Genomic DNA, 22,341 nt, shown 5'->3' on the forward strand with positions numbered 1-22,341 from the left:
AATGGCGCCCATCGGCGCCATTTTTCACTGCGGCAAGAATTATTTCTTGATGCGAATAACCGGAGTTTCACCCACAGTCACGCTACCGGACAGTTTGATCAGTTCTTTGATTTCGTCCATGTTGGAGATAACAACCGGAGTCAGGGTAGACTTGGCTTTCTCTTCCAGCAGCGGGAGATCGAATTCAATCACGGTATCACCAACTTTCACGCGCTGACCTTCTTCAGCAATACGCTTGAAGCCTTCGCCTTTCAGTTCAACAGTGTCGATACCGAAGTGAACGAACAACTCAACGCCGCTATCAGATTCGATAGAGAACGCGTGGTTGGTTTCAAAGATTTTACCAATGGTGCCGTCTACAGGCGCGACCATTTTGTTTCCAGTTGGTTTGATAGCAATGCCATCACCAACGATTTTTTCCGCAAAAACGACATCCGGCACGTCTTCGATATTGACGATCTCGCCAGAGAGCGGAGCAATGATCTCAATAGTTCCGGTATCCTTCTTGTCGTCGGAAACCAGAGATTTCAGTTTATCGAACAAACCCATGATCTTCTCCTAAGCAGTAAATTGGGCCGCATCTCGTGGATTAGCAGATTGTTTTTTCTTCAATGAACTTGTTAACCAGCGTCATTAACTCGTCCGTTGTCGGTTGAGCAAGAGCCTGCTCTGCTAACACCTTCGCATCTTCGAAGTTCGTGTTACGGATAATCTTCTTAATGCGCGGGATAGAAATGGCGCTCATAGAGAATTCGTCCAGACCCATCCCCAGCAACAGAAGTGTAGCACGTTCATCGCCAGCAAGCTCACCACACATGCCAGTCCATTTGCCTTCAGCATGAGAAGCATCAATAACTTGCTTGATCAAGTTCAGCACGGACGGTGACATTGGCTGGTAAAGGTGTGAAATCATATCATTACCACGGTCAACTGCCAGAGTGTACTGCGTTAAATCATTGGTGCCGATACTAAAGAAATCAACTTCTTTGGCTAAATGACGTGCAATTGTTGCGGCAGCCGGTGTTTCCACCATTACGCCGATTTCAATTGACTCGTCAAACGCTTTACCTTCGTCGCGCAGTTCCTGTTTGTAGATTTCGATCTCTTTGCGCAGTGCACGCACTTCTTCAACAGAGATGATCATCGGGAACATGATGCGCAATTTACCGAAAGCAGAGGCACGCAGGATAGCGCGGAGCTGATCGCGCAGGATCTCTTTACGATCCATCGCGATACGGATAGCGCGCCAGCCGAGGAACGGGTTCTCTTCTTTCGGGAAGTTCATGTATGGCAGCTCTTTGTCGCCGCCGATGTCCATGGTACGAACGATAACCGCCTGAGAGCCACACGCTTCAGCCACTGCTTTGTAAGCAGCAAACTGTTCTTCTTCAGTGGGCAGCGCGTCGCGGTCCATGAACAGGAACTCAGTACGATAAAGACCAACGCCTTCAGCGCCGTTACGCTCAGCACCTTCAACGTCACGAACCGTACCGATGTTAGCGCACACTTCTACCTGGTGACCGTCCAGCGTAATAGCTGGCAGATCTTTCAGTTTAGCAAGCTCTGCTTTTTCAGAAGCCACTTGCTCCTGAACAGCGCGCATTTTATCAATAACTTCGTTGGTTGGATTGACGTAAACCTGATTATTTACGGCATCCAGAATCAGATAGTCGTCATTTTTCACCTGAGAGGTGACGCTACCGGTACCCACGATAGCAGGCAGTTCCAGAGAACGCGCCATGATAGAGGTGTGGGAAGTACGGCCACCCGCGTCGGTGATGAAACCCAGCACCTTCTTCAGGTTCAGCTGTGCGGTTTCGGACGGCGTCAGATCAGCGGCAACCAGAATGACTTCATCCTGAATGGCGCTCAGGTCGATAATCTTCAGGCCCAGGATGTTGCGCAGCAGGCGCTTACCGATATCACGTACGTCAGCCGCACGCTCTTTCAGGTATTCATCATCCAGCTCTTCCAGGGCAGAAGCCTGACCTTCGATAACTTCATGAGCAGCTGCGTCAGCTGTCATGTGCTTATCTTTAATCAGGGCTATGATTTCCTGCTCCAGCTCCTCATCTTCGAGTAGCATAATATGCCCTTCAAAGATGGCTTCTTTTTCTTCACCGAACGTTTCACCAGCTTTCGTTTTGATCGTTTCCAGCTGGGCTGATGCCTTGGCACGACCGCTCAGAAAACGTTCAACTTCCTGATCAACCTGGTCGGCAGAAATTTTTTTCCGGTCAATGACAATTTCGTCTTCTTTCAGAAGCAGAGCTTTACCGAAAGCGATACCCGGGGATGCTAAAATGCCTGAAATCATAACCCTACCTTACTTGTGACTGATTTTTAAAAGAACCCGGGAAATTACTCGAGTTCCGCCATCAGTTTAACCAGATGTTCAACCGCTTTCTGTTCGTCTTCGCCTTCTGCGGAGATAGTCACAACGGTACCTTGAGTCAGGCCCAGAGTCTGCAGTTTAAACAGGCTTTTCGCGCTGGCGCTTTTGCCGTTGGAAGTCACAGTAATTTCAGAAGTGAAGCCCTTAGCTTCTTTTACAAACTGGGCAGCAGGGCGGGTGTGCAGACCGTTCGGAGCGGTAATGGTAACTTCTTGCTGGAACATTGTATTTCCCCAACTTATAGGTTTAGTGTTGTGGAACTAAAGTCTAGCCTGGCGGTTCGACTTTAGCCTGTATTGTTAGCGCCAGTTTTTAACAGACGCGACGCACGAAGAGCGCAATACAGTCCTTTGCTGGCGGGTGTTGACCGCTGACGTTTCGTACGTCATTAAACATTATGCCGCTAAAGGAAGAATTGAACCAAATCATAAAATCGATTCAGCTATGGCTTTTCCTGTAACGATTAATTTCGCGCATCAAAATAATTAGTCTGGTTAAATACCAGTTCCGACAGGCTGAATCAATGCCAGGAGGGGCGAAAGTTTGAAGCAGGCCACAAAAAAGCACCTGAAAAGGTGCTTTTTTACGCATTTTTAACAAGCTGGCATTACTGTTGCAATTCTTTCTCAGTGAAGAGATCGGCAAACAATGCGGTGCTTAAATAACGCTCACCCGATGACGGTAGAATAACCACAATATTCTTGTTGGTAAAGCTTTCATCTTCTTGTAGTTTCAACGCTGCAGCAACAGCCGCTCCAGAAGAGATACCTGCAAGAATACCTTCCTCTTCCATCAGACGACGCGCGGTAGAAATAGCTTCTTCATTGGTGATGCCAATGACTTTATCGACCAGCTTGAGATCAAGGTTAGCCGGGATAAAACCAGCACCAATCCCCTGAATTTTATGCGGGCCAGGTTTAATCTCTTCACCTGCCAGCGCCTGGGCGATAACCGGAGAATCGGTTGGCTCCACGGCGACAGAGATGAGATCAGTCTTGCCTTTGGTGCCTTTAATGTAGCGGCTGACGCCGGTCAGCGTACCGCCAGTGCCAACGCCAGCAATAAATACATCAACCTGACCGTCGGTATCTTCCCAGATCTCCGGACCGGTGGTTTTTTCGTGGATTTCAGGGTTTGCCGGATTGCTGAATTGTTGCAGCAGCAGGTATTTCTCTGGATTGCTGGCGACAATTTCTTCTGCTTTTTGGATTGCGCCTTTCATGCCTTTAGCACCTTCGGTCAGCACCAGGTTTGCACCTAACGCTTTCAGCAGCTTGCGGCGTTCAATACTCATGGTTTCTGGCATGGTCAGGGTGAGTTTGTAACCGCGAGCGGCAGCCACATAGGCCAGTGCAATCCCGGTATTACCGCTGGTTGGTTCAACCAGTTCAACGCCTGGTTTCAGCACGCCGCGCTTTTCGGCATCCCAAATCATATTGGCACCGATACGGCACTTAACGCTGAAGCTGGGGTTACGAGATTCCACCTTCGCCAGAATGCGTCCGTTACCGATGCGATTCAGGCGAACCAGCGGTGTGTGACCGATAGTCAGCGAGTTATCTTCAAAAATCTTACTCATGGCCTGTCCTTAACTGTATGAAATTGGGATACAACAGGTAGCATACCCGCTCAGAGAATATGCGGAAGTAAGGATTTAGCATATCTATATGCAGAAGGGAAATAATGACATGCAAGATGGAATAAGGGGTGGCATAAGCCACCCCTGTTTCACACAAACGGTTTACAAAATAACCGGTAGATTGTTACCGCCACATCGCGTGTTTATCGCGATAGCAATCGACCCACATCGCCGTCGCGCCACAAACGGCAACGGGCATAATGAACAGATTAAGCAGCGGGATCATCGTAAACAGGCTGGTTAAAGCACCAAACTGCATATTGGTGATTTTGCGTGTGCGCAGGGCGGTGCGCATCTCTTTAAACGGCACTTTGTGGTTATCGAAGGGGTAATCGCAATACTGGATGGCTAACATCCAGGCACTAAACAGGAACCACAGTACCGGCGCGACGGTTTGCCCAATGCCAGGGATGAAGTAAAGAATTAGCAATACAATTGCGCGCGGCAGATACCAGGCAAATTTTTGCCATTCGCGTTTCATGATTCGCGGCACATCTTTCATGATACCGAAAATTCCGGTATCTGGCGGTGTAGCGCCAGTCAGTCTTGCTTCCAGTTGTTCAGCCAATAAACCGTTGAACGGAGCAGCAATCCAGTTAGCAATCGTTGAGAAGAAATAGCCAAACACTAACAGCACAGAGATGACAGCCAGGGGCCACAACAGATAGCTCAGCCATTGTAACCAGTCCGGAACATAACTCATGAGAGTCGGGATCCAGACATCGAGTTGCGTAAAGAGCCACCAGAATGCGCCCCCCATCAACAAAATATTGACCAGCAGCGGTAAAATAACGAAACGCCGAATCCCAGGTTGCGAGACGAGCTTCCAGCCTTGCGCAAAATAGTAAAAACCGCTGCGTGGGGCAGATGTGAATGATGAAACCATAATCAGGATGAGCTCCTTTTGACCAATCCCAGGAAAATTCTGCGTATTTTACCGGGTAATTGCGCAATGGACAGTTAGGATATGTTCGAAAAAACAGCAAAAAGCACGATTTCATCTATCTTTGTGCTGTGAAAGTTAATAGTGCACTTGCACTTGAGGTAATCGGCAAATACTCTTAGTGAGTAAATGTTTGCCGTGGTGGCAAGGTGTTAGAACAACAGAGAATATAATGATGCAGGATTTGCGTCTGATATTAATCATTGTTGGCGCGATCGCCATAATCGCTTTACTGGTACATGGTTTCTGGACCAGCCGTAAAGAACGATCTTCTATGTTCCGCGATCGGCCATTAAAACGAATGAAGTCAAAACGTGACGACGATTCTTATGACGAGGATGTCGAAGATGATGAGGGCGTTGGTGAGGTTCGTGTTCACCGCGTGAATCATGCCCCGGCTAACGCCCAGGAGCATGAGGCTGCTCGTCCGTCGCCGCAACACCAGTACCAACCGCCTTATGCGTCTGCGCAGCCGCGTCAACCGGTCCAGCAGCCGCCTGAAGCGCAGGTACCGCCGCAACATGCTCCGCGTCCAACGCAGCCGGTCCAGCAACCCGTGCAGCAGCCTGCCTATCAGCCTCAGCCTGAACAGCCGTTGCAGCAGCCAGTTTCGCCACAGGTCGCGTCAGCGCCGCAGCCAGTGCATTCAGCACCGCAACCGGCACAACAGGCTTTCCAGCCTGCAGAACCTGTAGCGGCACCACAGCCTGAGCCTGTAGCGGAACCGGCTCCAGTTATGGATAAACCGAAGCGCAAAGAAGCGGTGATTATCATGAACGTCGCGGCGCATCACGGTAGCGAGTTAAACGGTGAACTGCTTCTTAACAGCATTCAACAAGCGGGCTTCATTTTTGGCGATATGAACATTTACCATCGTCATCTTAGCCCGGATGGCAGCGGCCCGGCGTTATTCAGCCTGGCGAATATGGTGAAACCGGGAACCTTCGATCCTGAAATGAAGGATTTCACTACTCCGGGTGTCACTATCTTTATGCAGGTACCGTCTTACGGTGACGAGCTGCAGAACTTTAAGCTGATGCTGCAATCTGCGCAGCATATTGCCGATGAAGTGGGCGGTGTAGTGCTTGACGATCAGCGCCGTATGATGACTCCGCAGAAATTGCGCGAGTACCAGGACATCATCCGCGAAGTCAAAGACGCCAACGCCTGATACACTTAAGGCAAATTAACTCCTCTTCGAACCCCCGCTAGTCGGGGGTTTTTAGCATTGATGGTGCGATATGGAATCAATCGAACAACAACTGACAGAACTGCGAACGACGCTTCGCCATCATGAATATCTTTATCATGTGATGGATGCGCCGGAAATTCCCGACGCTGAATACGACAGGCTGATGCGCGAACTGCGCGAGCTGGAAGCCAAACATCCAGAGCTGATTACACCTGATTCACCTACCCAACGTGTAGGTGCTGCGCCGCTGGCGGCTTTCAGCCAGATCCGCCATGAAGTGCCCATGTTGTCGCTGGATAACGTCTTTGATGAAGAAAGCTTTCTTGCTTTCAACAAACGCGTACAGGATCGTCTGAAAAGCAACGAAAAAGTGACTTGGTGCTGTGAGCTGAAACTGGATGGTCTTGCCGTCAGCATTCTGTATGAAAATGGCGTTTTAGTCAGTGCCGCGACCCGTGGCGATGGCACTACTGGCGAAGACATTACATCAAACGTGCGTACTATTCGCGCCATTCCGCTGAAGCTTCACGGCGAGAATATCCCGGCGCGTCTGGAAGTTCGTGGTGAAGTGTTCCTGCCGCAGGCCGGCTTCGAAAAGATCAACGAAGATGCGCGACGCACAGGCGGGAAAGTGTTTGCTAACCCGCGTAATGCGGCTGCAGGTTCACTGCGTCAGCTTGATCCGCGTATTACAGCGAAGCGACCGCTCACTTTTTTCTGCTATGGCGTCGGTGTTCTGGAAGGTGGCGAGCTGCCGGATACTCATCTTGGCCGTTTACTGCAATTTAAAAAGTGGGGATTACCGGTCAGCGATCGGGTAACGCTTTGTGAATCGGCGGAAGAGGTGCTGGCGTTCTACCACAAAGTGGAAGAAGACCGCCCGACGCTGGGCTTTGATATCGACGGCGTGGTAATTAAGGTCAACTCTCTGGCACAGCAGGAGCAGCTTGGCTTTGTCGCGCGAGCCCCGCGCTGGGCGGTAGCGTTTAAATTCCCGGCGCAGGAACAGATGACCTTTGTGCGTGACGTCGAGTTTCAGGTTGGGCGTACTGGCGCGATTACGCCTGTTGCGCGTCTTGAACCAGTCCATGTTGCTGGTGTGCTGGTGAGTAACGCTACACTGCATAATGCTGACGAAATCGAACGTCTTGGATTACGCATTGGCGATAAAGTGGTGATTCGCCGCGCTGGCGACGTGATCCCGCAGGTGGTTAACGTCGTGCTTTCTGAACGCCCGGAAGATACCCGTGAGGTTGTATTCCCGACGCATTGTCCGGTATGTGGTTCTGACGTCGAGCGTGTGGAAGGTGAAGCGGTTGCCCGCTGTACCGGTGGCCTGATTTGCGGTGCGCAGCGTAAAGAGTCTCTGAAACACTTTGTTTCCCGCCGTGCGATGGATGTTGACGGAATGGGCGACAAAATCATCGATCAACTGGTTGAAAAAGAATATGTCCACACTCCGGCGGATCTGTTCAAACTCACCGCAGGCAAACTGACCGGACTGGAGCGCATGGGGCCGAAATCGGCACAAAATGTGGTTAACGCGCTGGAAAAAGCGAAAGAAACCACCTTTGCCCGCTTCCTCTATGCACTTGGCATCCGTGAAGTCGGCGAGGCCACCGCAGCAGGTCTGGCGGCATATTTCGGCACGCTGGAAGCGCTGGAAGCCGCGTCGATTGAAGAGCTGCAAAAGGTGCCTGATGTTGGCATTGTCGTTGCTTCCCACGTTCACAACTTCTTTGCCGAAGAAAGCAACCGCAATGTCATCAGCGAGCTGTTGGCGGAAGGCGTTCACTGGCCTGCGCCGGTGGTGATTAACGCGGAAGAGATTGACAGCCCGTTTGCTGGTAAAACCGTGGTGCTCACGGGCAGCTTAAGCCAGATGTCGCGTGATGACGCTAAAGCTCGACTGGTCGAACTGGGCGCGAAAGTCGCGGGCAGCGTGTCGAAGAAAACCGATCTGGTGATAGCGGGTGAAGCTGCAGGATCTAAACTGGCGAAGGCGCAGGAACTGGGCATTGAAGTCATCGACGAAACGGAAATGCTGCGTTTGCTGGGTAGCTGAGATGGAAAAAGAGCAGCTGATTGAAATAGCCAATACGATAATGCCGTTTGGCAAATACAAAGGGCGTCGCTTAATCGACCTGCCGGAGGAGTATCTTCTGTGGTTTGCCCGCAAAGATGAGTTCCCGGCAGGGAAGCTCGGTGAGCTAATGCAAATCACGCTGCTGATTAAAACCGAGGGGCTGACGCAACTGGTCCAGCCCCTGAAACGCCCACTTTAAGCTTTATCGGCGCTGCTTTCCTGCTGCGCCTGTAACTGTTCGGTCTGGCGTTTGTATCGACGCGCCAGCACCGCACAGACCATCAATTGGATCTGATGGAAAATCATCAGAGGCAGCACCATCATACCGATCACCGATGTGGGGAACAGAATGTTTGCCATCGGGATGCCATTTGCCAGACTCTTTTTCGAACCACAAAAGACGATAGTAATTTCATCTGCCTTATTGAAGCCCAGTCGGCGTGCCATAAAGACGTTAACTACAATCACGATAGCCAGAAGAACGCAGCTAACCACCACGATAAATAGCAATGATCCCCAGCCAACTTTATGCCAGATGCCGTTAACGACGGCTTCGCTGAATGCCGTATAAACCACCAACAGAATGGACGTCTGGTCAGTTTTCGCAATCCATTTTTTATTACGCGACACCCAGTCACCAATCCACGGCCGGGAAAGATGCCCCAACACAAATGGCAGCAACAGTTGCAGCATAATTTTACCGACCTGCTCAAGGCTGCCCCCTGCACCGTGAACATTCATCACCAGACCAACCAGCAATGGTGAAAGGAAAATCCCCAGTAGGCTGGATGCCGACGCAGAACAAACCGCCGCCGCGACGTTACCGCCCGCCATTGACGTGAAGGCGATTGCAGACTGCACGGTCGCGGGGAGAATGCACAAGTAGAGAAAACCGGAGTAGAGCATCGGGTCGACATTTATGGGTTTCCACCAGGCAAACAGCACGCCCAGAATCGGAAACAGCACGAAGGTGCTGCACATTACCCACAAATGCAGTCGCCAGTGACCACCGCCAGCAATAATCGCCTCACGCGACAACTTCGCGCCGTGCATAAAGAACAGCAGAGCAATCGCTGCAGTGGTCAGATTTTCAAAGAAGGGAACGAAATCGCCCCTGGCCGGAAAGAAAGAGGCCAGCAACACCACCGTGATCAGGGTTAAGGTGAAAGGATCGAGGATACGAAAAAGTTTCATAAAGACTCCAGATGATCGATGGTTCTATTGTGCTTCTTCCAGTTTGAGAAATAAAATTGATTTATTGCATCCATTCATGAAGAAAACAGATGAATTATTCTTTAAAGCAATTAAAGGTTTTCGTCACAGTAGCGCAGGAGAAAAGTTTTAGTCGTGCAGGAGAGCGTATCGGCCTGAGCCAGTCGGCAGTGAGTCACAGTGTGAAGGAGCTGGAAAATCATACTGGTGTTCGCCTGCTGGACAGAACCACGCGTGAAGTGGTGCTTACAGATGCAGGGCAGCAGTTGGCTTTGCGTCTTGAGCGACTGCTGGATGAACTTAACAGCACGTTGCGCGATACCGGACGTATGGGGCAACAACTGAGCGGAAAAGTTCGGGTCGCTGCCAGCCAGACCATTTCCGCGCATCTTATTCCGCAATGCATTGCTGAAAGCCATCGCCGCTATCCAGATATTCAGTTTATCCTCCACGATCGTCCGCAGCAGTGGGTGATGGAAAGTATTCGCCAGGGAGATGTCGATTTTGGCATCGTCATCGATCCAGGCCCAGTGGGCGATCTGCAATGTGAAGCGATTCTTTCCGAGCCTTTCTTTCTGCTTTGCCATCGCGATAGCGCTTTGGCCGTGGAAGATTATGTACCCTGGCAGGCATTACAGGGAGCGAAATTGGTGTTGCAGGATTACGCGTCAGGCAGCCGACCGCTGATTGACGCAGCGCTGGCGCGCAATGGTATTCAGGCGAATATTGTGCAGGAGATTGGTCATCCGGCGACGCTGTTCCCGATGGTAGCCGCAGGCATCGGCATCAGTATTCTTCCCGCACTGGCGCTACCATTGCCTGAAGGTAGCCCGCTGGTGGTAAAGCGCATTACGCCGGTGGTTGAACGCCAGTTGATGCTGGTGCGCAGGAAGAACCGTTCACTTTCCACCGCCGCTGAAGCGTTATGGGACGTAGTTCGAGACCAGGGCAATGCGCTAATGGCTGGGCGGGAAGGGGATCCGTTGTATCAGATATAGAGTGAATTCATACTGCCGGGAGCTCCGGCAGTAATCAATCAGAAATTAAATTTGATGGAGTAGATTATCGCATCCTGGTAAAAATCTTCGCCCAGTTTGTCATCCGCATAACGATACTGAATCCCTGTGGTGATGTGTGAAGTTGCATTCCACCAAAGTGCGACGGCACCATTCAGACCTTCTTTGCCGCCATTACCTGCCGCGTAGGTGGCATCACGATCAAACTCGTACTCGTTCCAGTTGGTGAGGGTAAATTTCTCACTGCCCAGCATAAAGCTGTAACCTGCAACCCAACCGGCGACATAACCGTTATCGCCGGTATAATAGGTTTGGTCTGTATAGCGTTTTGCAAAGAACGGTTTGAACCACCAACCGCTGCCGGTGAAATTGTAGCCGATCCCGTAAAGGAACATATCGTCATGGAAATTCACATGATTCGCAGAACCGTAGGTGCCATACGCATGCAAGTAGAGATTAAATCCGGTGTCACCCAGGTAAATACGGTTGGTATTTTTAAATGTATAACGCTGCTCGCTACCCTGTTTATCATGACGATCATTATAAAAGTTTTCCCAGTCGAAGAACCCGTACATTTCTCCCCAACTAAAGTTAGCGCCGCCTTCCAGTTCCAGATATCCAAAATCATCTTTGTGTGATTTGGTCGACGATTTCTCAGTGGTTCTGCTAGTCCAGTCAAGATAATGAATACCTATATCAGCAAAACCGCCTTTAAATTCTGCATGGGATACTGCTGGTATCGCCAATACAGAAGAGAGTGTCAGAGTAAAAAGATGTTTTTTCATAGCATAATTCCCTATGCCGATCGTTATTAGTTGATTGCTTAATAAAAAGGTTGATTAAAAGCGGCATATTGTTAATGCAAGGGAAAGGAGAGTACCAATACAGTTTTTTCAGCCTATTAATAGTGAAAAAATATAAATATATCGATATCGAATAACTATCGGATACATGAAAAAAGTGTATTGGTATGAGGTAGGGCAATCTCGTTATAAAAAGGCGTTAGATTCCACCCTACAAAAAAAGGATATATATGTATCAGGCTCAGTTTTCTCATAACCCACTGTATTGCGTAGATATTATCAAGACTTATAAACCTGATTTCACGCCACGAGTGGCCTTTATTTTAGGTTCCGGGCTGGGCGCGCTGGCCGATCAGATTGAGAACGCGGTCGCAATTTCCTACGAAAAGCTGCCTAGGTTCCCGGTAAGTACCGTACACGGCCATGCGGGTGAGCTGGTGCTGGGTTATCTCCAGGGGGTGCCAGTGGCGTGCATGAAAGGTCGCGGACATTTCTACGAAGGTCGTGGGATGACCATCATGACTGATGCAATCCGTACCTTTAAGTTGCTGGGCTGCGAGTTGCTGTTCTGCACCAATGCGGCTGGCTCACTGCGTCCTGAAGTGGGGGCCGGCAGTCTGGTCGCATTGAAAGATCACATCAACACCATGCCGGGAACGCCGATGGTGGGTCTTAATGATGAACGTTTTGGTGAGCGCTTCTTCTCGCTGGCGAATGCCTACGATGCGGATTATCGCGCACTGTTACAAGCAGTGGCGAAAGAAGAGGGATTCCCACTGACAGAAGGCGTGTTCGTCTCGTATCCGGGGCCGAACTTTGAGACAGCAGCTGAAATTCGCATGATGCAGATTATCGGCGGCGATGTCGTGGGGATGTCCGTCGTGCCTGAGGTGATTTCAGCTCGCCACTGCGACCTTAAGGTGGTTGCCGTTTCTGCGATTACCAACATGGCGGAAGGTCTGAGTGACGTGAAGCTTTCTCATGCCCAGACGCTGGCTGCAGCGGAACTCTCAAAGCAGAACTTTATTAATCTTATTTGCGGCTTTCTGCGCAAAATTGCCTGAGTAAAACAACAATAAACGGCCTCACTGGGTGAGGCCATATGATGCGACAAGGAAACGATTATGAGCATCGCTTTGCGCTTAAAGGTAATGTCCTTTTTGCAATATTTTATCTGGGGGAGCTGGCTGGTTACCCTCGGTTCTTACATGATTAATACCCTTCATTTCACCGGCGCTAATGTTGGCATGGTTTACAGTTCCAAAGGGATCGCCGCGATTATTATGCCTGGTATAATGGGGATCATCGCAGACAAATGGCTGCGTGCAGAACGTGCATACATGCTGTGTCACCTGGTGTGTGCGGGCGTACTTTTTTATGCGGCATCCGTAACTGATCCGGATATGATGTTTTGGGTGATGTTAGTCAATGCGATGGCGTTTATGCCGACTATTGCGTTATCGAACAGCGTCTCTTATTCCTGTCTTGCCCAGGCAGGGCTTGACCCGGTGACCGCTTTCCCGCCCATTCGCGTTTTTGGTACGGTGGGGTTCATTGTCGCCATGTGGGCAGTAAGCCTGCTGCATCTGGAATTGAGTAGTCTGCAACTGTATATCGCGTCCGGTGCGTCATTGCTGCTGTCGGCTTATGCGCTGACTTTGCCGAAGATTCCGGTTGCGGAGAAAAAAGCGACCACATCGCTTGCCAGCAAGCTGGGTCTGGATGCCTTCGTGCTGTTTAAAAATCCACGCATGGCTATCTTTTTCCTCTTCGCCATGATGCTGGGCGCGGTGCTGCAAATTACCAACGTTTTTGGCAACCCGTTCCTGCATGATTTCGCCCGTAATCCTGAGTTTGCTGATAGCTTCGTGGTGAAATATCCGTCCATTTTACTGTCAGTTTCACAGATGGCTGAAGTCGGTTTCATTCTGACGATACCGTTCTTTTTGAAGCGTTTCGGTATTAAAACCGTCATGCTGATGAGTATGGTGGCGTGGACGCTGCGCTTTGGCTTCTTTGCCTATGGCGATCCATCACCAACCGGGTTTATTTTGCTGTTGCTGTCGATGATTGTTTACGGTTGTGCATTCGATTTCTTCAATATTTCTGGTTCGGTTTTTGTCGAACAGGAAGTTGATTCCAGCATTCGTGCCAGCGCCCAGGGCCTTTTTATGACGATGGTAAATGGCGTCGGCGCATGGGTTGGCTCGATTCTGAGCGGTATGGCAGTGGATTACTTCTCGGTGGATGGCGTAAAAGATTGGCATACCATTTGGCTGATGTTTGCAGGGTATGCTCTTTTCCTCGCAGTGATATTTTTCTTTGGGTTTAAATATAACCATGACCCTGAAAAGATAACGCATCGTTCAGTTACACATTAAAAGGATTCGCAGCTCTGTTCCTTGGGGCTGCTTTTATGATAAAGGTTAATTAGTGAAAGATATTTTATTTTCTTCTGGCGTTGGTTTTGGCATTGGTGCTTTGTTTACAATCGTGCGATTACCTATTCCTGTTCCAAATGTATTGCCGGGTATATTATCCATCGTGTTTATGTATGTCGGATATCTGGTGGTGAAATACTTTATGCCATGATAATTTAATACGATGTATTTTTTATATGGAGCACTTAATTATGGAACGCGTATATAGAACAGATCTTAAGTTGCTCCGTTATTTTCTTGCCGTAGCGGAAGAGTTGCATTTTGGTCGCGCAGCAGCGCGTTTAAATATGTCTCAGCCTCCGCTCAGTATTCATATTAAAGAGCTGGAAAATCAACTCGGCACGCAGCTTTTTATTCGCCATTCGCGCAGCGTCGTACTGACACACGCGGGCAAAATCTTGATGGAAGAATCGCGTCGATTGCTGGTGAATGCAAATAATGTATTGGCTCGGGTTGAACAAATAGGTCGGGGAGAAGCAGGGCGGATTGAACTCGGGGTTGTGGGAACGGCAATGTGGGGACGGATGCGCCCGGTTATGCGGCGATTCCTTAGAGAAAATCCTAACGTTGAAGTTCTGTTTCGCGAAAAGATGCCCGCGATGCAAATGGCCTTGCTGGAACGCCGCGAACTTGATGCCGGGATCTGGCGAATGGCGACAGAACCACCGACTGGTTTTACCAGCTTACGGTTGCATGAATCGGCGTTTCTGGTGGCGATGCCTGAAGAGCATCATCTCTCATCATTTTCCACCGTCCCGCTGGAAGCGCTACGTGACGAGTATTTCGTTACAATGCCGCCCGTGTACACTGACTGGGATTTTTTGCAGCGAGTTTGCCAGCAGGTGGGATTTTCACCGGTTGTTATTCGCGAAGTTAATGAACCGCAAACGGTACTCGCCATGGTCAGTATGGGTATTGGTATCACATTGATAGCGGACAGCTACGCGCAGATGAACTGGCCCGGTGTCATATTCCGTCCGCTCAAAGAACGCATCCCGGCAGACTTATATATTGTTTATGAAACGCAGCAGGTGACGCCCGCGCTGGTTAAACTGCTGGCGGCGTTGGCGCAGTAGATGAGAGGCACGGGAACTGCCGGACATAGTTGGTCTGATAAGCGAAGCGCATCAGGCAATTTCGCAAATTGCAGATAGCAAAAAAGCGCCTTTAGGGCGCTTTTTTACATTGGTGGGTCGTGCAGGATGACTCGCTTCGCTCGCCCTTCGGGCCGTCGCCGCGAGCGACTCCGTTGTTTCGCTGCGCTCAACTCGAACCTGCTGCAGGTTCGAATCTTTGAGTATCGCAGATAGCAAAAAAGCGCCTTTAGGGCGCTTTTTTACATTGGTGGGTCGTGCAGGATTCGAACCTGCGACCAATTGATTAAAAGTCAACTGCTCTACCAACTGAGCTAACGACCCGAAGTGGTGGGTGATGACGGGATCGAACCGCCGACCCCCTCCTTGTAAGGGAGGTGCTCTCCCAGCTGAGCTAATCACCCACTTCGGTACTTCACATTGTTACAAGAAATCTAGCTGGCGAGAAAGTGGTGGGTGATGACGGGATCGAACCGCCGACCCCCTCCTTGTAAGGGAGGTGCTCTCCCAGCTGAGCTAATCACCCACTTCTCAATTTCTTGCTACACGGCGGAGACTACATAAAGTAGTTGGTGGGTGATGACGGGATCGAACCGCCGACCCCCTCCTTGTAAGGGAGGTGCTCTCCCAGCTGAGCTAATCACCCCCGCTGTGTGGAGTCGCATTATAGGGAGAGTTCAAAATGAGTCAACGCATTTTCTAAAGAAATTGTTCGTTCGTCGTAAATTTAAGCAAGATGATCGCAAAACAGACCGTGTTGCGCAATTTCTCAACGAAAACAATAATGCATCATGTAGCAACCCGAACTACATTGAGGAATCAGGCGGGAGTGATAGAATATCGCCCACTCAATTTTTCCAGGATTTGCCGGTTGTCGGCATCTTTCTAAACGTAAGGCCATTTCATGAAAATCAAAACTCGCTTCGCGCCAAGCCCAACAGGCTATCTGCACGTTGGCGGCGCGCGTACTGCTCTTTACTCCTGGCTTTTTGCACGTAACCACGGCGGTGAGTTCGTGCTGCGTATTGAAGACACCGATCTTGAGCGTTCCACGCCGGAAGCTATCGAAGCCATTATGGATGGTATGAACTGGCTGAGCCTGGAGTGGGATGAAGGTCCGTACTTCCAGACCAAACGTTTTGATCGCTACAACGCGGTGATCGATCAGATGCTGGAAGAGGGCACTGCCTATAAATGCTACTGCTCCAAAGAGCGTCTGGAAGCGCTGCGTGAAGAGCAAATGGCAAAAGGTGAGAAACCACGTTATGACGGTCGCTGCCGCCACAGTCATGAGCATCACGCTGATGATGAGCCGTGTGTCGTACGTTTTGCTAACCCGCAGGAAGGTTCTGTTGTTTTTGACGATCAGATCCGTGGTCCGATCGAGTTCAGCAACCAGGAGCTGGATGATCTGATTATCCGCCGTACCGATGGTTCCCCAACCTATAACTTCTGTGTGGTTGTCGATGACTGGGATATGGAAATCACCCACGTTATCCGTGGCGAAGACCATATCAACAACACGCCACGCCAGATCAACATTCTTAAAGCCCTGAAAGCGCCGGTACCGGTTTACGCGCACGTTTCTATGATCAACGGCGATGACGGTAAAAAACTGTCCAAACGTCACGGGGCGGTCAGCGTAATGCAGTATCGTGATGATGGTTATCTGCCTGAAGCACTGCTGAACTATCTGGTGCGTCTGGGCTGGTCCCACGGCGATCAGGAAATCTTCACTCGTGAAGAGATGATCAAATACTTCACTCTGAATGCCGTCAGCAAATCTGCCAGTGCGTTCAACACCGACAAGCTGCTGTGGCTGAATCATCACTACATTAACGCGCTGCCGCCGGAGTATGTTGCTACTCACTTACAATGGCACATTGAGCAGGAAAATATCGATACCCGTAACGGCCCGCAGCTGGCTGATCTGGTGAAACTGCTGGGCGAACGCTGCAAGACGCTGAAAGAGATGGCACAGAGCTGCCGTTATTTCTACGAAGATTTTGCTGAGTTCGATGCCGACGCCGCGAAAAAACATCTGCGTCCCGTAGCGCGTCAGCCGCTGGAAGTGGTTCGTGACAAACTGACTGCGATTACTGACTGGACCGCTGAAAAAGTTCATCACGCTATTCAGGCGACGGCGGATGAGCTGGAAGTGGGTATGGGTAAAGTTGGTATGCCGCTGCGTGTCGCCGTAACCGGTGCGGGGCAGTCTCCGGCGCTGGATGTTACCGTTCACGCAATCGGTAAGACCCGCAGTATCGAGCGTATCAACAAAGCGCTGGCATTTATTGCTGAACGCGAAAACCAGCAGTAATTAGCGCAGAAAAGATAAACGGCAGGAGAGATCCCCCTGCCGTTTTTTATTTATTCTGATTCATCTATGTCGAGACGAGCAAGGAAATGACGAATTCCTTCACGTGACAAAAATTGCGCAACTTTTTCCTGCTCACTGTGAGTCATGTTGTCTATTGCGCTGATGATTTGCCGATAAGCGGGAGTTCGAATCCCCGGTGCATATTCGGCAAGCGGTTCTTCGGCTTCCAGAAGCATCGGCGTGTTATGGAAGGCTGGCGTGTTCTGAATAAACTCGCAAACTTGCGTATCGACCAGAATAAGTCTGGCACGACCGCCTTTCACCCCGGGAAATTTTTCCGTTTTCCAGCCTTTTTCTCTGATCCAACGGTTAACAGTTTGTTTAGCCACACCGAGGCATTCCGCCAGTTCTTCGGTGGTCATTTTATTGCGTAATCTTTTCATATTATTTGCTATCGCGAATCCCTAAGCGTTGTAATAACCCGATAATCCCTTCCCGCAGAAGCAAGGATGTAAACTGTTTTTGTTCAACTGGCGTCATCTCTTTCGCCAGTGTCACCAGTAGCACTTCAAGCGGCGTATCACCAGACAGGGCAGGTGCTTCTCCCTGACCTTCCGGACGTTCAGCATTGCGAATATATTCACGAACCTGTTCATTGACGTGAACCAGTCTGGCTTTGCCACCCTGGACGCCTGGTTTTGGTGACGTCGTCCAGCCTTCCTTGCGTACCCATTTATTAATGGTCTGGCGGCTATAGCCGGTCAGTCTGGCAAGTTCATCTGGCGTCATCCTCTCCTTGAACATAACAATTCCCTGAATGTATGTAGGTCTATTAGCGGTTCATTTTATAACACCACTTTACAGGAAACCGTGACATGAATAACTACTGAATGCGAGCGGTTTTCCAAAATTGTTCATTTGCCTGATTTTTCAGCGATTGAAACTACACGCTGCAATTTGCCGTTGACACATTCGGGCGGAATTCATATGATGCCGCCCGTCAACTCGACAAGCTTTACGTGATGGGGCTATAGCTCAGCTGGGAGAGCGCTTGCATGGCATGCAAGAGGTCAGCGGTTCGATCCCGCTTAGCTCCACCAAATTTTGCACCCAGCAAATTTGGTACGTAAACGACTCGTGGGGCTATAGCTCAGCTGGGAGAGCGCTTGCATGGCATGCAAGAGGTCAGCGGTTCGATCCCGCTTAGCTCCACCAAATTTCAAACCCTCGCTGTAAAGCGGGGGTTTTTTGTCTCTGCTTTTTGCCGCTTTTGTAATACAGTCTACGTCCGGGTCAGCGCCGCCTGGTGAAAGCATCATTGGATGAAAAATCGGCAACAGGCTGGCCTCTGTTTGCTTCGCGATGCGAATAAACTTATTATTTGTGTGCCTGAAAACCCCGATCAGTGAGAGTAGTGTACTCATGTTTGTGGAGCATAACCTGATAAAAAATATCAAGATATTCACACTAGCGTTTACGCTCACCGTGGTACTTATTCAGCTATCCCGTTTTATTTCGCCACTTGCCGTTATCCATTCCAGTTATATCTTTTTGGCGTGGATGCCACTGTGCGTAATGCTGGCAATCTTGTTTATCTTTGGCTGGCGCGGTGTCGTTCCTGTTTTAGGCGGGATGTTTTGCACCAATCTGTGGAATTTTCATCTCTCTTTTTTACAGAACTCCGTCATGCTCGGCAGCCAGACGTTTGCAGTCCTGTGTGCCTGTGCAATATTACGCTGGCAATTGGGAACGCGTTGGCGTTATGGTTTGACCAGCCGATACGTCTGGCAACGTCTCTTCTGGCTTGGTTTGGTGGCACCGATTGGCATCAAATGCAGCATGTATCTTGTGGGGAATTTCTTTGATTTTCCGCTAAAGATATCTACCTTTTTCGGCGATGCGGATGCCATTTTCACGGTCGTTGATTTGCTAAGCCTTTTCACCGCAGTGCTGATTTACAACATGCTGTTTTACTATCTCACCCGCATGATTGTAAGTCCCCACTTTGCGCAGATACTGTGGCGCAGGGATATCGCTCCGTCGTTGAGCAAAGAGAAACGCGTATTTACCTTAAGCTGGCTGGCAGCTCTTAGCGTGCTGCTACTTCTGATGTGTACACCGTATGAAAATGACTTCATTGCCGGTTACCTGGTACCTGTTTTCTTTATCATCTTTACCCTCGGGGTCGGTAAGCTTCGCTATCCGTTTTTAAATCTCACCTGGGCTGTTTCAACGCTTTGCCTTCTGAATTACAACCAGAACTTTTTGCAAGGGGTACTAACCGAATATTCGCTGGCATTTATTCTCGCGGTGCTGATTTCCTTTAGTGTTTGCCTGCTCTATATGGTGCGCATTTATCATCGTAGTGAATGGCTTAACCGACGCTGGCATTTGCAGGCGCTGACCGATCCGTTAACGCTCTTACCCAACTTTCGCGCGTTGGAACAAGCACCAGAGCAAGAGGCTGGCAAGAGTTTTTGCTGCCTGCGTATTGATAACCTTGAGTTTATGAGTCGTCATTACGGGTTAATGATGCGCGTTCACTGTATCCGCTCAATTTACCGTACGTTAATGCCGCTGATGCAGGAAAACGAAAAGTTGTATCAATTGCCGGGGAGTGAACTGCTATTAGTACTGAGCGGGCCGGAAACGGAAGGGCGACTCCAGCATATGGTTAACATCCTGAATAGTCGGCAAATTCACTGGAACAATACCGGGCTGGATATGGGCTATGGTGCCGCCTGGGGGCATTTCGATGGAAATCAGGAAACCCTGCAACCCTTGTTGGGGCAGTTAAGCTGGCTGGCGGAGCAATCCTGCGCACATCATCATGTGCTGGCGCTGGATAGCAGAGAGGAGATGGTTTCCGGGCAAACCACTAAACAGGTGCTATTGCTGAATACCATTCGCACGGCGTTAGATCAGGGTGATTTGCTGCTCTACGCCCAGCCAATTCGCAACAAAGAGGGTGAAGGTTATGATGAGATCCTCGCGCGACTGAAGTATGACGGCGGCATTATGACCCCGGATAAGTTTCTGCCCCTTATTGCTCAGTTTAACCTTAGCGCGCGTTTTGATTTGCAAGTGCTGGAATCCTTGTTGAAGTGGCTGGCAACACACCCTTGCGACAAAAAAGGTCCGCGCTTTTCAGTCAATTTAATGCCGCTCACGCTGCTGCAAAAAAATATCGCCGGGCGGATTATTCGTCTGTTTAAGCGTTATCACATCTCCCCGCAGGCGGTCATTCTTGAGATCACCGAGGAACAGGCGTTTTCTAACGCAGAAAGCAGTATGTACAACATCGAGCAGCTGCATAAGTTTGGTTTCCGGATTGCGATTGATGATTTTGGCACCGGCTATGCCAACTACGAACGGTTAAAGCGTTTGCAGGCTGATATCATCAAAATCGATGGCGTCTTTGTGAAAGATATCGTCACGAACACGCTGGATGCGATGATTGTGAGATCAATTACCGATCTGGCGAAAGCGAAGTCATTGAGTGTGGTCGCGGAGTTTGTCGAGACGCCACAGCAGCAGGCGCTATTGCATAAGCTCGGGGTGCAATATCTGCAAGGGTATTTGATTGGTCGCCCTCAGCCATTAACTGATTAACAGGCGTAAAAAAAGCAGGGAATTATCCCCGGCTTTTGTGGCTGATGACAAACAGAAAAATGCCTGATGCGCTACGCTTATCAGGCCTACATGGAATTGAAGCCGGGGAATTATCCCCGGCTTTTTAATTAATGAATTGGACTTACAGCACCAGTGCTGCGATTGACGCAGACAGCACACTCACCAGAGTAGAGCCGTAAACCAGTTTCAGACCGAAGCGAGAAACCACGTTACCTTGCTCTTCATTCAGGCCTTTAACTGCACCTGCGATAATCCCGATAGAAGAGAAGTTAGCGAAGGAAACCAGGAACACAGAGATGATGCCTTCAGCACGCGGAGAGAGCGTGGAAGCAATTTTCTGCAGATCCATCATCGCAACGAACTCGTTGGAAACCAGTTTGGTCGCCATAATACTGCCCACTTGCAGTGCTTCACTGGAAGGAACACCCATCACCCAAGCAACCGGATAGAAGATGTAGCCCAGGATGCCCTGGAAGGAGATGCTGTAGCCAAACCAGCCAGTCACAGTGGCAAACAGTGCGTTCAGCGCAGCGATCAGGGCGATAAAGCCGATCAGCATCGCGGCAACGATAATGGCAACTTTGAAACCTGCCAGAATGTATTCACCCAGCATTTCGAAGAAGCTCTGACCTTCGTGCAGGTTGGACATCTGAATGTTTTCTTCACTGGCATCAACACGGTAAGGGTTGATCAGCGACAGCACGATAAAGGTGCTGAACATGTTCAGTACCAGCGCCGCAACGACGTATTTCGGCTCCAGCATCGTCATGTATGCACCAACGATGGACATCGACACGGTGGACATCGCCGTAGCTGCCATGGTGTACATACGATTGCGGGAGATTTTGCCGAGGATATCTTTATAGGCAATAAAGTTTTCAGACTGACCCAGAATCAGAGAGCTGACGGCGTTGAAGGATTCCAGTTTGCCCATACCGTTGACTTTGGAGAGCAGGAAACCAATTGCGCGGATAATCACCGGCAACACGCGAATGTGCTGGAGAATACCGATCAGCGCAGAGATAAAGACGATTGGGCACAGCACTTTCAGGAAGAAGAATGCCAGGCCTTGATCATTCATGCTACCAAAGACGAAGTTAGTCCCTTCGTTAGCAAATCCGAGCAGTTTCTCAAACATTTCGGAGAAGCCTTTCACGAAGCCCAAACCAACGTCGGAGTTCAGGAAGAACCACGCCAGTAACACTTCGATAACAAGCAGTTGAATAACATAACGGATACGAATTTTTTTGCGGTCGCTGCTTACCAGCAGTGCGAGAATCGCAACAACGGCAAGTGCCAGTACAAAATGAAGGACGCGGTCCATATTTGCTCCAAATATGAGGCAGGTTAAATTTCCGTGCACATTCTATGTAACATGGTTAAGGAAAACGAGATCTGACACACACTATAATGACGTCCTGTGACAAGCTTCAAAAATAGTGAGCTGTCATACATTTCTGCTATGTTGTGTATGGAAGCTGAAAGTTATGTAAATGTGCTAACATTAAACATAATCACAACATTCAAGTCATCAATCTTTTCGTCGTCATAATTCTGGTCTATCAAA

Annotated in this window: 20 protein-coding genes, 6 tRNA genes and 1 other RNA gene; 12 read left to right on the forward strand and 15 right to left on the reverse strand. The window is 49.7% G+C overall.

What is annotated here, in order from left to right; all coding sequences use genetic code 11:
• Positions 1-39: 39 nt before the first annotated feature.
• From crr to cysZ, 5 genes are all read right to left on the reverse strand, one after another.
• Positions 40-549, reverse strand: a complete 510-nt coding sequence (gene crr, locus AACU19_RS00895) for a PTS glucose transporter subunit IIA (RefSeq protein ID WP_000522247.1) — start codon at positions 547-549, stop codon at positions 40-42.
• A 40-nt stretch (positions 550-589) separates the two neighbouring features.
• The gene (gene ptsI / locus AACU19_RS00900) at positions 590-2,317 is read right to left on the reverse strand and encodes a phosphoenolpyruvate-protein phosphotransferase PtsI (protein WP_000623136.1); all 1,728 of its coding nucleotides are present in this window, start codon (positions 2,315-2,317) and stop codon (positions 590-592) included.
• Positions 2,318-2,361: 44 nt separating this feature from the next.
• Positions 2,362-2,619: a phosphocarrier protein Hpr gene (gene ptsH, locus AACU19_RS00905; RefSeq protein ID WP_000487600.1), complete on the reverse strand. Its 258-nt coding sequence runs from the start codon at positions 2,617-2,619 to the stop codon at positions 2,362-2,364.
• Between the two features lie 383 nt (positions 2,620-3,002).
• On the reverse strand, positions 3,003-3,974 hold the full coding sequence (cysK, locus tag AACU19_RS00910) for a cysteine synthase A (protein WP_000034402.1): 972 nt from the start codon (positions 3,972-3,974) through the stop codon (positions 3,003-3,005).
• A 184-nt stretch (positions 3,975-4,158) separates the two neighbouring features.
• Entirely contained in the window at positions 4,159-4,920 is a 762-nt protein-coding gene (gene cysZ, locus AACU19_RS00915; protein WP_000254839.1) for a sulfate transporter CysZ, read from the reverse strand.
• A gap of 229 nt (positions 4,921-5,149) precedes the next feature.
• On the opposite strand from cysZ, the gene zipA reads away from it, so the two are divergent.
• From zipA to AACU19_RS00930, 3 genes are all read left to right on the forward strand, one after another.
• Positions 5,150-6,148 (forward strand): cell division protein ZipA, encoded by a 999-nt coding sequence (gene zipA, locus AACU19_RS00920; protein ID WP_001305210.1) that lies wholly within the window; start codon positions 5,150-5,152, stop codon positions 6,146-6,148.
• Positions 6,149-6,218: 70 nt separating this feature from the next.
• Complete coding sequence (gene ligA, locus AACU19_RS00925; RefSeq protein ID WP_000443657.1) at positions 6,219-8,234, forward strand: NAD-dependent DNA ligase LigA; 2,016 nt, start codon at positions 6,219-6,221, stop codon at positions 8,232-8,234.
• A gap of 1 nt (position 8,235) precedes the next feature.
• Positions 8,236-8,454: a DUF3820 family protein gene (locus AACU19_RS00930; RefSeq protein ID WP_000410201.1), complete on the forward strand. Its 219-nt coding sequence runs from the start codon at positions 8,236-8,238 to the stop codon at positions 8,452-8,454.
• Here the strand turns inward: AACU19_RS00930 and AACU19_RS00935 are convergent.
• On the reverse strand, positions 8,451-9,449 hold the full coding sequence (locus AACU19_RS00935) for a bile acid:sodium symporter family protein (RefSeq protein WP_042022016.1): 999 nt from the start codon (positions 9,447-9,449) through the stop codon (positions 8,451-8,453). The genes AACU19_RS00930 and AACU19_RS00935 overlap by 4 nt on opposite strands.
• 89 nt (positions 9,450-9,538) lie before the next feature.
• Here AACU19_RS00935 and AACU19_RS00940 point away from each other — a divergent pair, with 89 nt between their 5' ends.
• Entirely contained in the window at positions 9,539-10,465 is a 927-nt protein-coding gene (locus AACU19_RS00940; RefSeq protein ID WP_001109784.1) for a LysR family transcriptional regulator, read from the forward strand.
• A 38-nt stretch (positions 10,466-10,503) separates the two neighbouring features.
• On the opposite strand, the gene AACU19_RS00945 is transcribed toward AACU19_RS00940, so the two are convergent.
• Positions 10,504-11,268: a nucleoside-specific channel-forming Tsx family protein gene (locus tag AACU19_RS00945; protein ID WP_105277956.1), complete on the reverse strand. Its 765-nt coding sequence runs from the start codon at positions 11,266-11,268 to the stop codon at positions 10,504-10,506.
• Between the two features lie 248 nt (positions 11,269-11,516).
• Here AACU19_RS00945 and xapA point away from each other — a divergent pair, with 248 nt between their 5' ends.
• The 4 genes from xapA to xapR are packed head-to-tail and all read left to right on the forward strand — an operon-like array spanning position 11,517 to position 14,803.
• Positions 11,517-12,350, forward strand: coding sequence for a xanthosine phosphorylase (gene xapA / locus AACU19_RS00950; RefSeq protein WP_105277957.1), 834 nt, complete (start codon positions 11,517-11,519; stop codon positions 12,348-12,350).
• 60 nt (positions 12,351-12,410) lie between these two features.
• Positions 12,411-13,667 carry a xanthosine/proton symporter XapB gene (gene xapB / locus AACU19_RS00955; RefSeq protein ID WP_000020390.1) on the forward strand — a complete coding sequence of 419 codons (1,257 nt, stop codon included), beginning with the start codon at positions 12,411-12,413 and terminating at the stop codon, positions 13,665-13,667.
• A 52-nt stretch (positions 13,668-13,719) separates the two neighbouring features.
• Entirely contained in the window at positions 13,720-13,878 is a 159-nt protein-coding gene (locus AACU19_RS00960; protein WP_000651752.1) for a DUF1427 family protein, read from the forward strand.
• Between the two features lie 40 nt (positions 13,879-13,918).
• On the forward strand, positions 13,919-14,803 hold the full coding sequence (gene xapR / locus AACU19_RS00965) for a DNA-binding transcriptional regulator XapR (protein WP_000442954.1): 885 nt from the start codon (positions 13,919-13,921) through the stop codon (positions 14,801-14,803).
• 110 nt (positions 14,804-14,913) lie between these two features.
• Here xapR and AACU19_RS00970 read toward each other — a convergent pair.
• The 5 genes from AACU19_RS00970 to AACU19_RS00990 all read right to left on the reverse strand — a co-directional run bounded on the left by AACU19_RS00970 (position 14,914) and on the right by AACU19_RS00990 (position 15,467).
• A non-coding RNA gene (locus tag AACU19_RS00970) (RtT sRNA) lies at positions 14,914-15,039 on the reverse strand.
• 30 nt (positions 15,040-15,069) lie between these two features.
• A tRNA-Lys gene (locus AACU19_RS00975) sits at positions 15,070-15,145 on the reverse strand.
• Between the two features lie 4 nt (positions 15,146-15,149).
• Positions 15,150-15,225: transfer RNA gene (locus tag AACU19_RS00980), tRNA-Val, on the reverse strand.
• Positions 15,226-15,271: 46 nt separating this feature from the next.
• Positions 15,272-15,347, reverse strand: a tRNA-Val gene (locus AACU19_RS00985).
• 44 nt (positions 15,348-15,391) lie between these two features.
• Positions 15,392-15,467: transfer RNA gene (locus AACU19_RS00990), tRNA-Val, on the reverse strand.
• Positions 15,468-15,725: 258 nt separating this feature from the next.
• On the opposite strand from AACU19_RS00990, the gene gltX reads away from it, so the two are divergent.
• The gene (gene gltX / locus AACU19_RS00995; protein ID WP_105277958.1) at positions 15,726-17,141 is read left to right on the forward strand and encodes a glutamate--tRNA ligase; all 1,416 of its coding nucleotides are present in this window, start codon (positions 15,726-15,728) and stop codon (positions 17,139-17,141) included.
• 50 nt (positions 17,142-17,191) lie between these two features.
• Here the strand turns inward: gltX and AACU19_RS01000 are convergent, their stop codons facing one another.
• Both AACU19_RS01000 and AACU19_RS01005 read right to left on the reverse strand, forming a co-directional pair.
• Positions 17,192-17,584, reverse strand: coding sequence for a MerR family transcriptional regulator (locus AACU19_RS01000; protein ID WP_000826498.1), 393 nt, complete (start codon positions 17,582-17,584; stop codon positions 17,192-17,194).
• Position 17,585: 1 nt separating this feature from the next.
• Positions 17,586-17,945, reverse strand: a complete 360-nt coding sequence (locus AACU19_RS01005) for a YfeC-like transcriptional regulator (RefSeq protein WP_000472023.1) — start codon at positions 17,943-17,945, stop codon at positions 17,586-17,588.
• Positions 17,946-18,165: 220 nt separating this feature from the next.
• On the opposite strand from AACU19_RS01005, the gene AACU19_RS01010 reads away from it, so the two are divergent.
• From AACU19_RS01010 to AACU19_RS01020, 3 genes are all read left to right on the forward strand, one after another.
• Positions 18,166-18,241: transfer RNA gene (locus AACU19_RS01010), tRNA-Ala, on the forward strand.
• Between the two features lie 39 nt (positions 18,242-18,280).
• Positions 18,281-18,356: transfer RNA gene (locus AACU19_RS01015), tRNA-Ala, on the forward strand.
• A gap of 207 nt (positions 18,357-18,563) precedes the next feature.
• Positions 18,564-20,753: a bifunctional diguanylate cyclase/phosphodiesterase gene (locus AACU19_RS01020; RefSeq protein WP_032303490.1), complete on the forward strand. Its 2,190-nt coding sequence runs from the start codon at positions 18,564-18,566 to the stop codon at positions 20,751-20,753.
• A 142-nt stretch (positions 20,754-20,895) separates the two neighbouring features.
• Here the strand turns inward: AACU19_RS01020 and nupC are convergent, their stop codons facing one another.
• Positions 20,896-22,098, reverse strand: coding sequence for a nucleoside permease NupC (nupC, locus tag AACU19_RS01025; protein WP_001317971.1), 1,203 nt, complete (start codon positions 22,096-22,098; stop codon positions 20,896-20,898).
• Between the last annotated feature and the right edge of the window lie 243 nt (positions 22,099-22,341).

The sequence above is a fragment of the Escherichia sp. MOD1-EC4550 genome (genome assembly GCF_963876935.1).
Lineage (GTDB): Bacteria > Pseudomonadota > Gammaproteobacteria > Enterobacterales > Enterobacteriaceae > Escherichia > Escherichia coli_F.

What these genes read in the sequence shown, in the direction of transcription:
- crr (WP_000522247.1), bottom strand. Translation starts at nt 549, where the DNA reads ATGGGTTTGTTCGATAAACTGAAATCTCTGGTTTCCGACGACAAGAAG.
- ptsI (WP_000623136.1), bottom strand. Translation starts at nt 2,317, where the DNA reads ATGATTTCAGGCATTTTAGCATCCCCGGGTATCGCTTTCGGTAAAGCT.
- ptsH (WP_000487600.1), bottom strand. Translation starts at nt 2,619, where the DNA reads ATGTTCCAGCAAGAAGTTACCATTACCGCTCCGAACGGTCTGCACACC.
- cysK (WP_000034402.1), bottom strand. Translation starts at nt 3,974, where the DNA reads ATGAGTAAGATTTTTGAAGATAACTCGCTGACTATCGGTCACACACCG.
- cysZ (WP_000254839.1), bottom strand. Translation starts at nt 4,920, where the DNA reads ATGGTTTCATCATTCACATCTGCCCCACGCAGCGGTTTTTACTATTTT.
- zipA (WP_001305210.1), top strand. Translation starts at nt 5,150, where the DNA reads ATGATGCAGGATTTGCGTCTGATATTAATCATTGTTGGCGCGATCGCC.
- ligA (WP_000443657.1), top strand. Translation starts at nt 6,219, where the DNA reads ATGGAATCAATCGAACAACAACTGACAGAACTGCGAACGACGCTTCGC.
- AACU19_RS00930 (WP_000410201.1), top strand. Translation starts at nt 8,236, where the DNA reads ATGGAAAAAGAGCAGCTGATTGAAATAGCCAATACGATAATGCCGTTT.
- AACU19_RS00935 (WP_042022016.1), bottom strand. Translation starts at nt 9,449, where the DNA reads ATGAAACTTTTTCGTATCCTCGATCCTTTCACCTTAACCCTGATCACG.
- AACU19_RS00940 (WP_001109784.1), top strand. Translation starts at nt 9,539, where the DNA reads ATGAATTATTCTTTAAAGCAATTAAAGGTTTTCGTCACAGTAGCGCAG.
- AACU19_RS00945 (WP_105277956.1), bottom strand. Translation starts at nt 11,268, where the DNA reads ATGAAAAAACATCTTTTTACTCTGACACTCTCTTCTGTATTGGCGATA.
- xapA (WP_105277957.1), top strand. Translation starts at nt 11,517, where the DNA reads ATGTATCAGGCTCAGTTTTCTCATAACCCACTGTATTGCGTAGATATT.
- xapB (WP_000020390.1), top strand. Translation starts at nt 12,411, where the DNA reads ATGAGCATCGCTTTGCGCTTAAAGGTAATGTCCTTTTTGCAATATTTT.
- xapR (WP_000442954.1), top strand. Translation starts at nt 13,919, where the DNA reads ATGGAACGCGTATATAGAACAGATCTTAAGTTGCTCCGTTATTTTCTT.
- gltX (WP_105277958.1), top strand. Translation starts at nt 15,726, where the DNA reads ATGAAAATCAAAACTCGCTTCGCGCCAAGCCCAACAGGCTATCTGCAC.
- AACU19_RS01000 (WP_000826498.1), bottom strand. Translation starts at nt 17,584, where the DNA reads ATGAAAAGATTACGCAATAAAATGACCACCGAAGAACTGGCGGAATGC.
- AACU19_RS01005 (WP_000472023.1), bottom strand. Translation starts at nt 17,945, where the DNA reads ATGTTCAAGGAGAGGATGACGCCAGATGAACTTGCCAGACTGACCGGC.
- AACU19_RS01020 (WP_032303490.1), top strand. Translation starts at nt 18,564, where the DNA reads ATGTTTGTGGAGCATAACCTGATAAAAAATATCAAGATATTCACACTA.
- nupC (WP_001317971.1), bottom strand. Translation starts at nt 22,098, where the DNA reads ATGGACCGCGTCCTTCATTTTGTACTGGCACTTGCCGTTGTTGCGATT.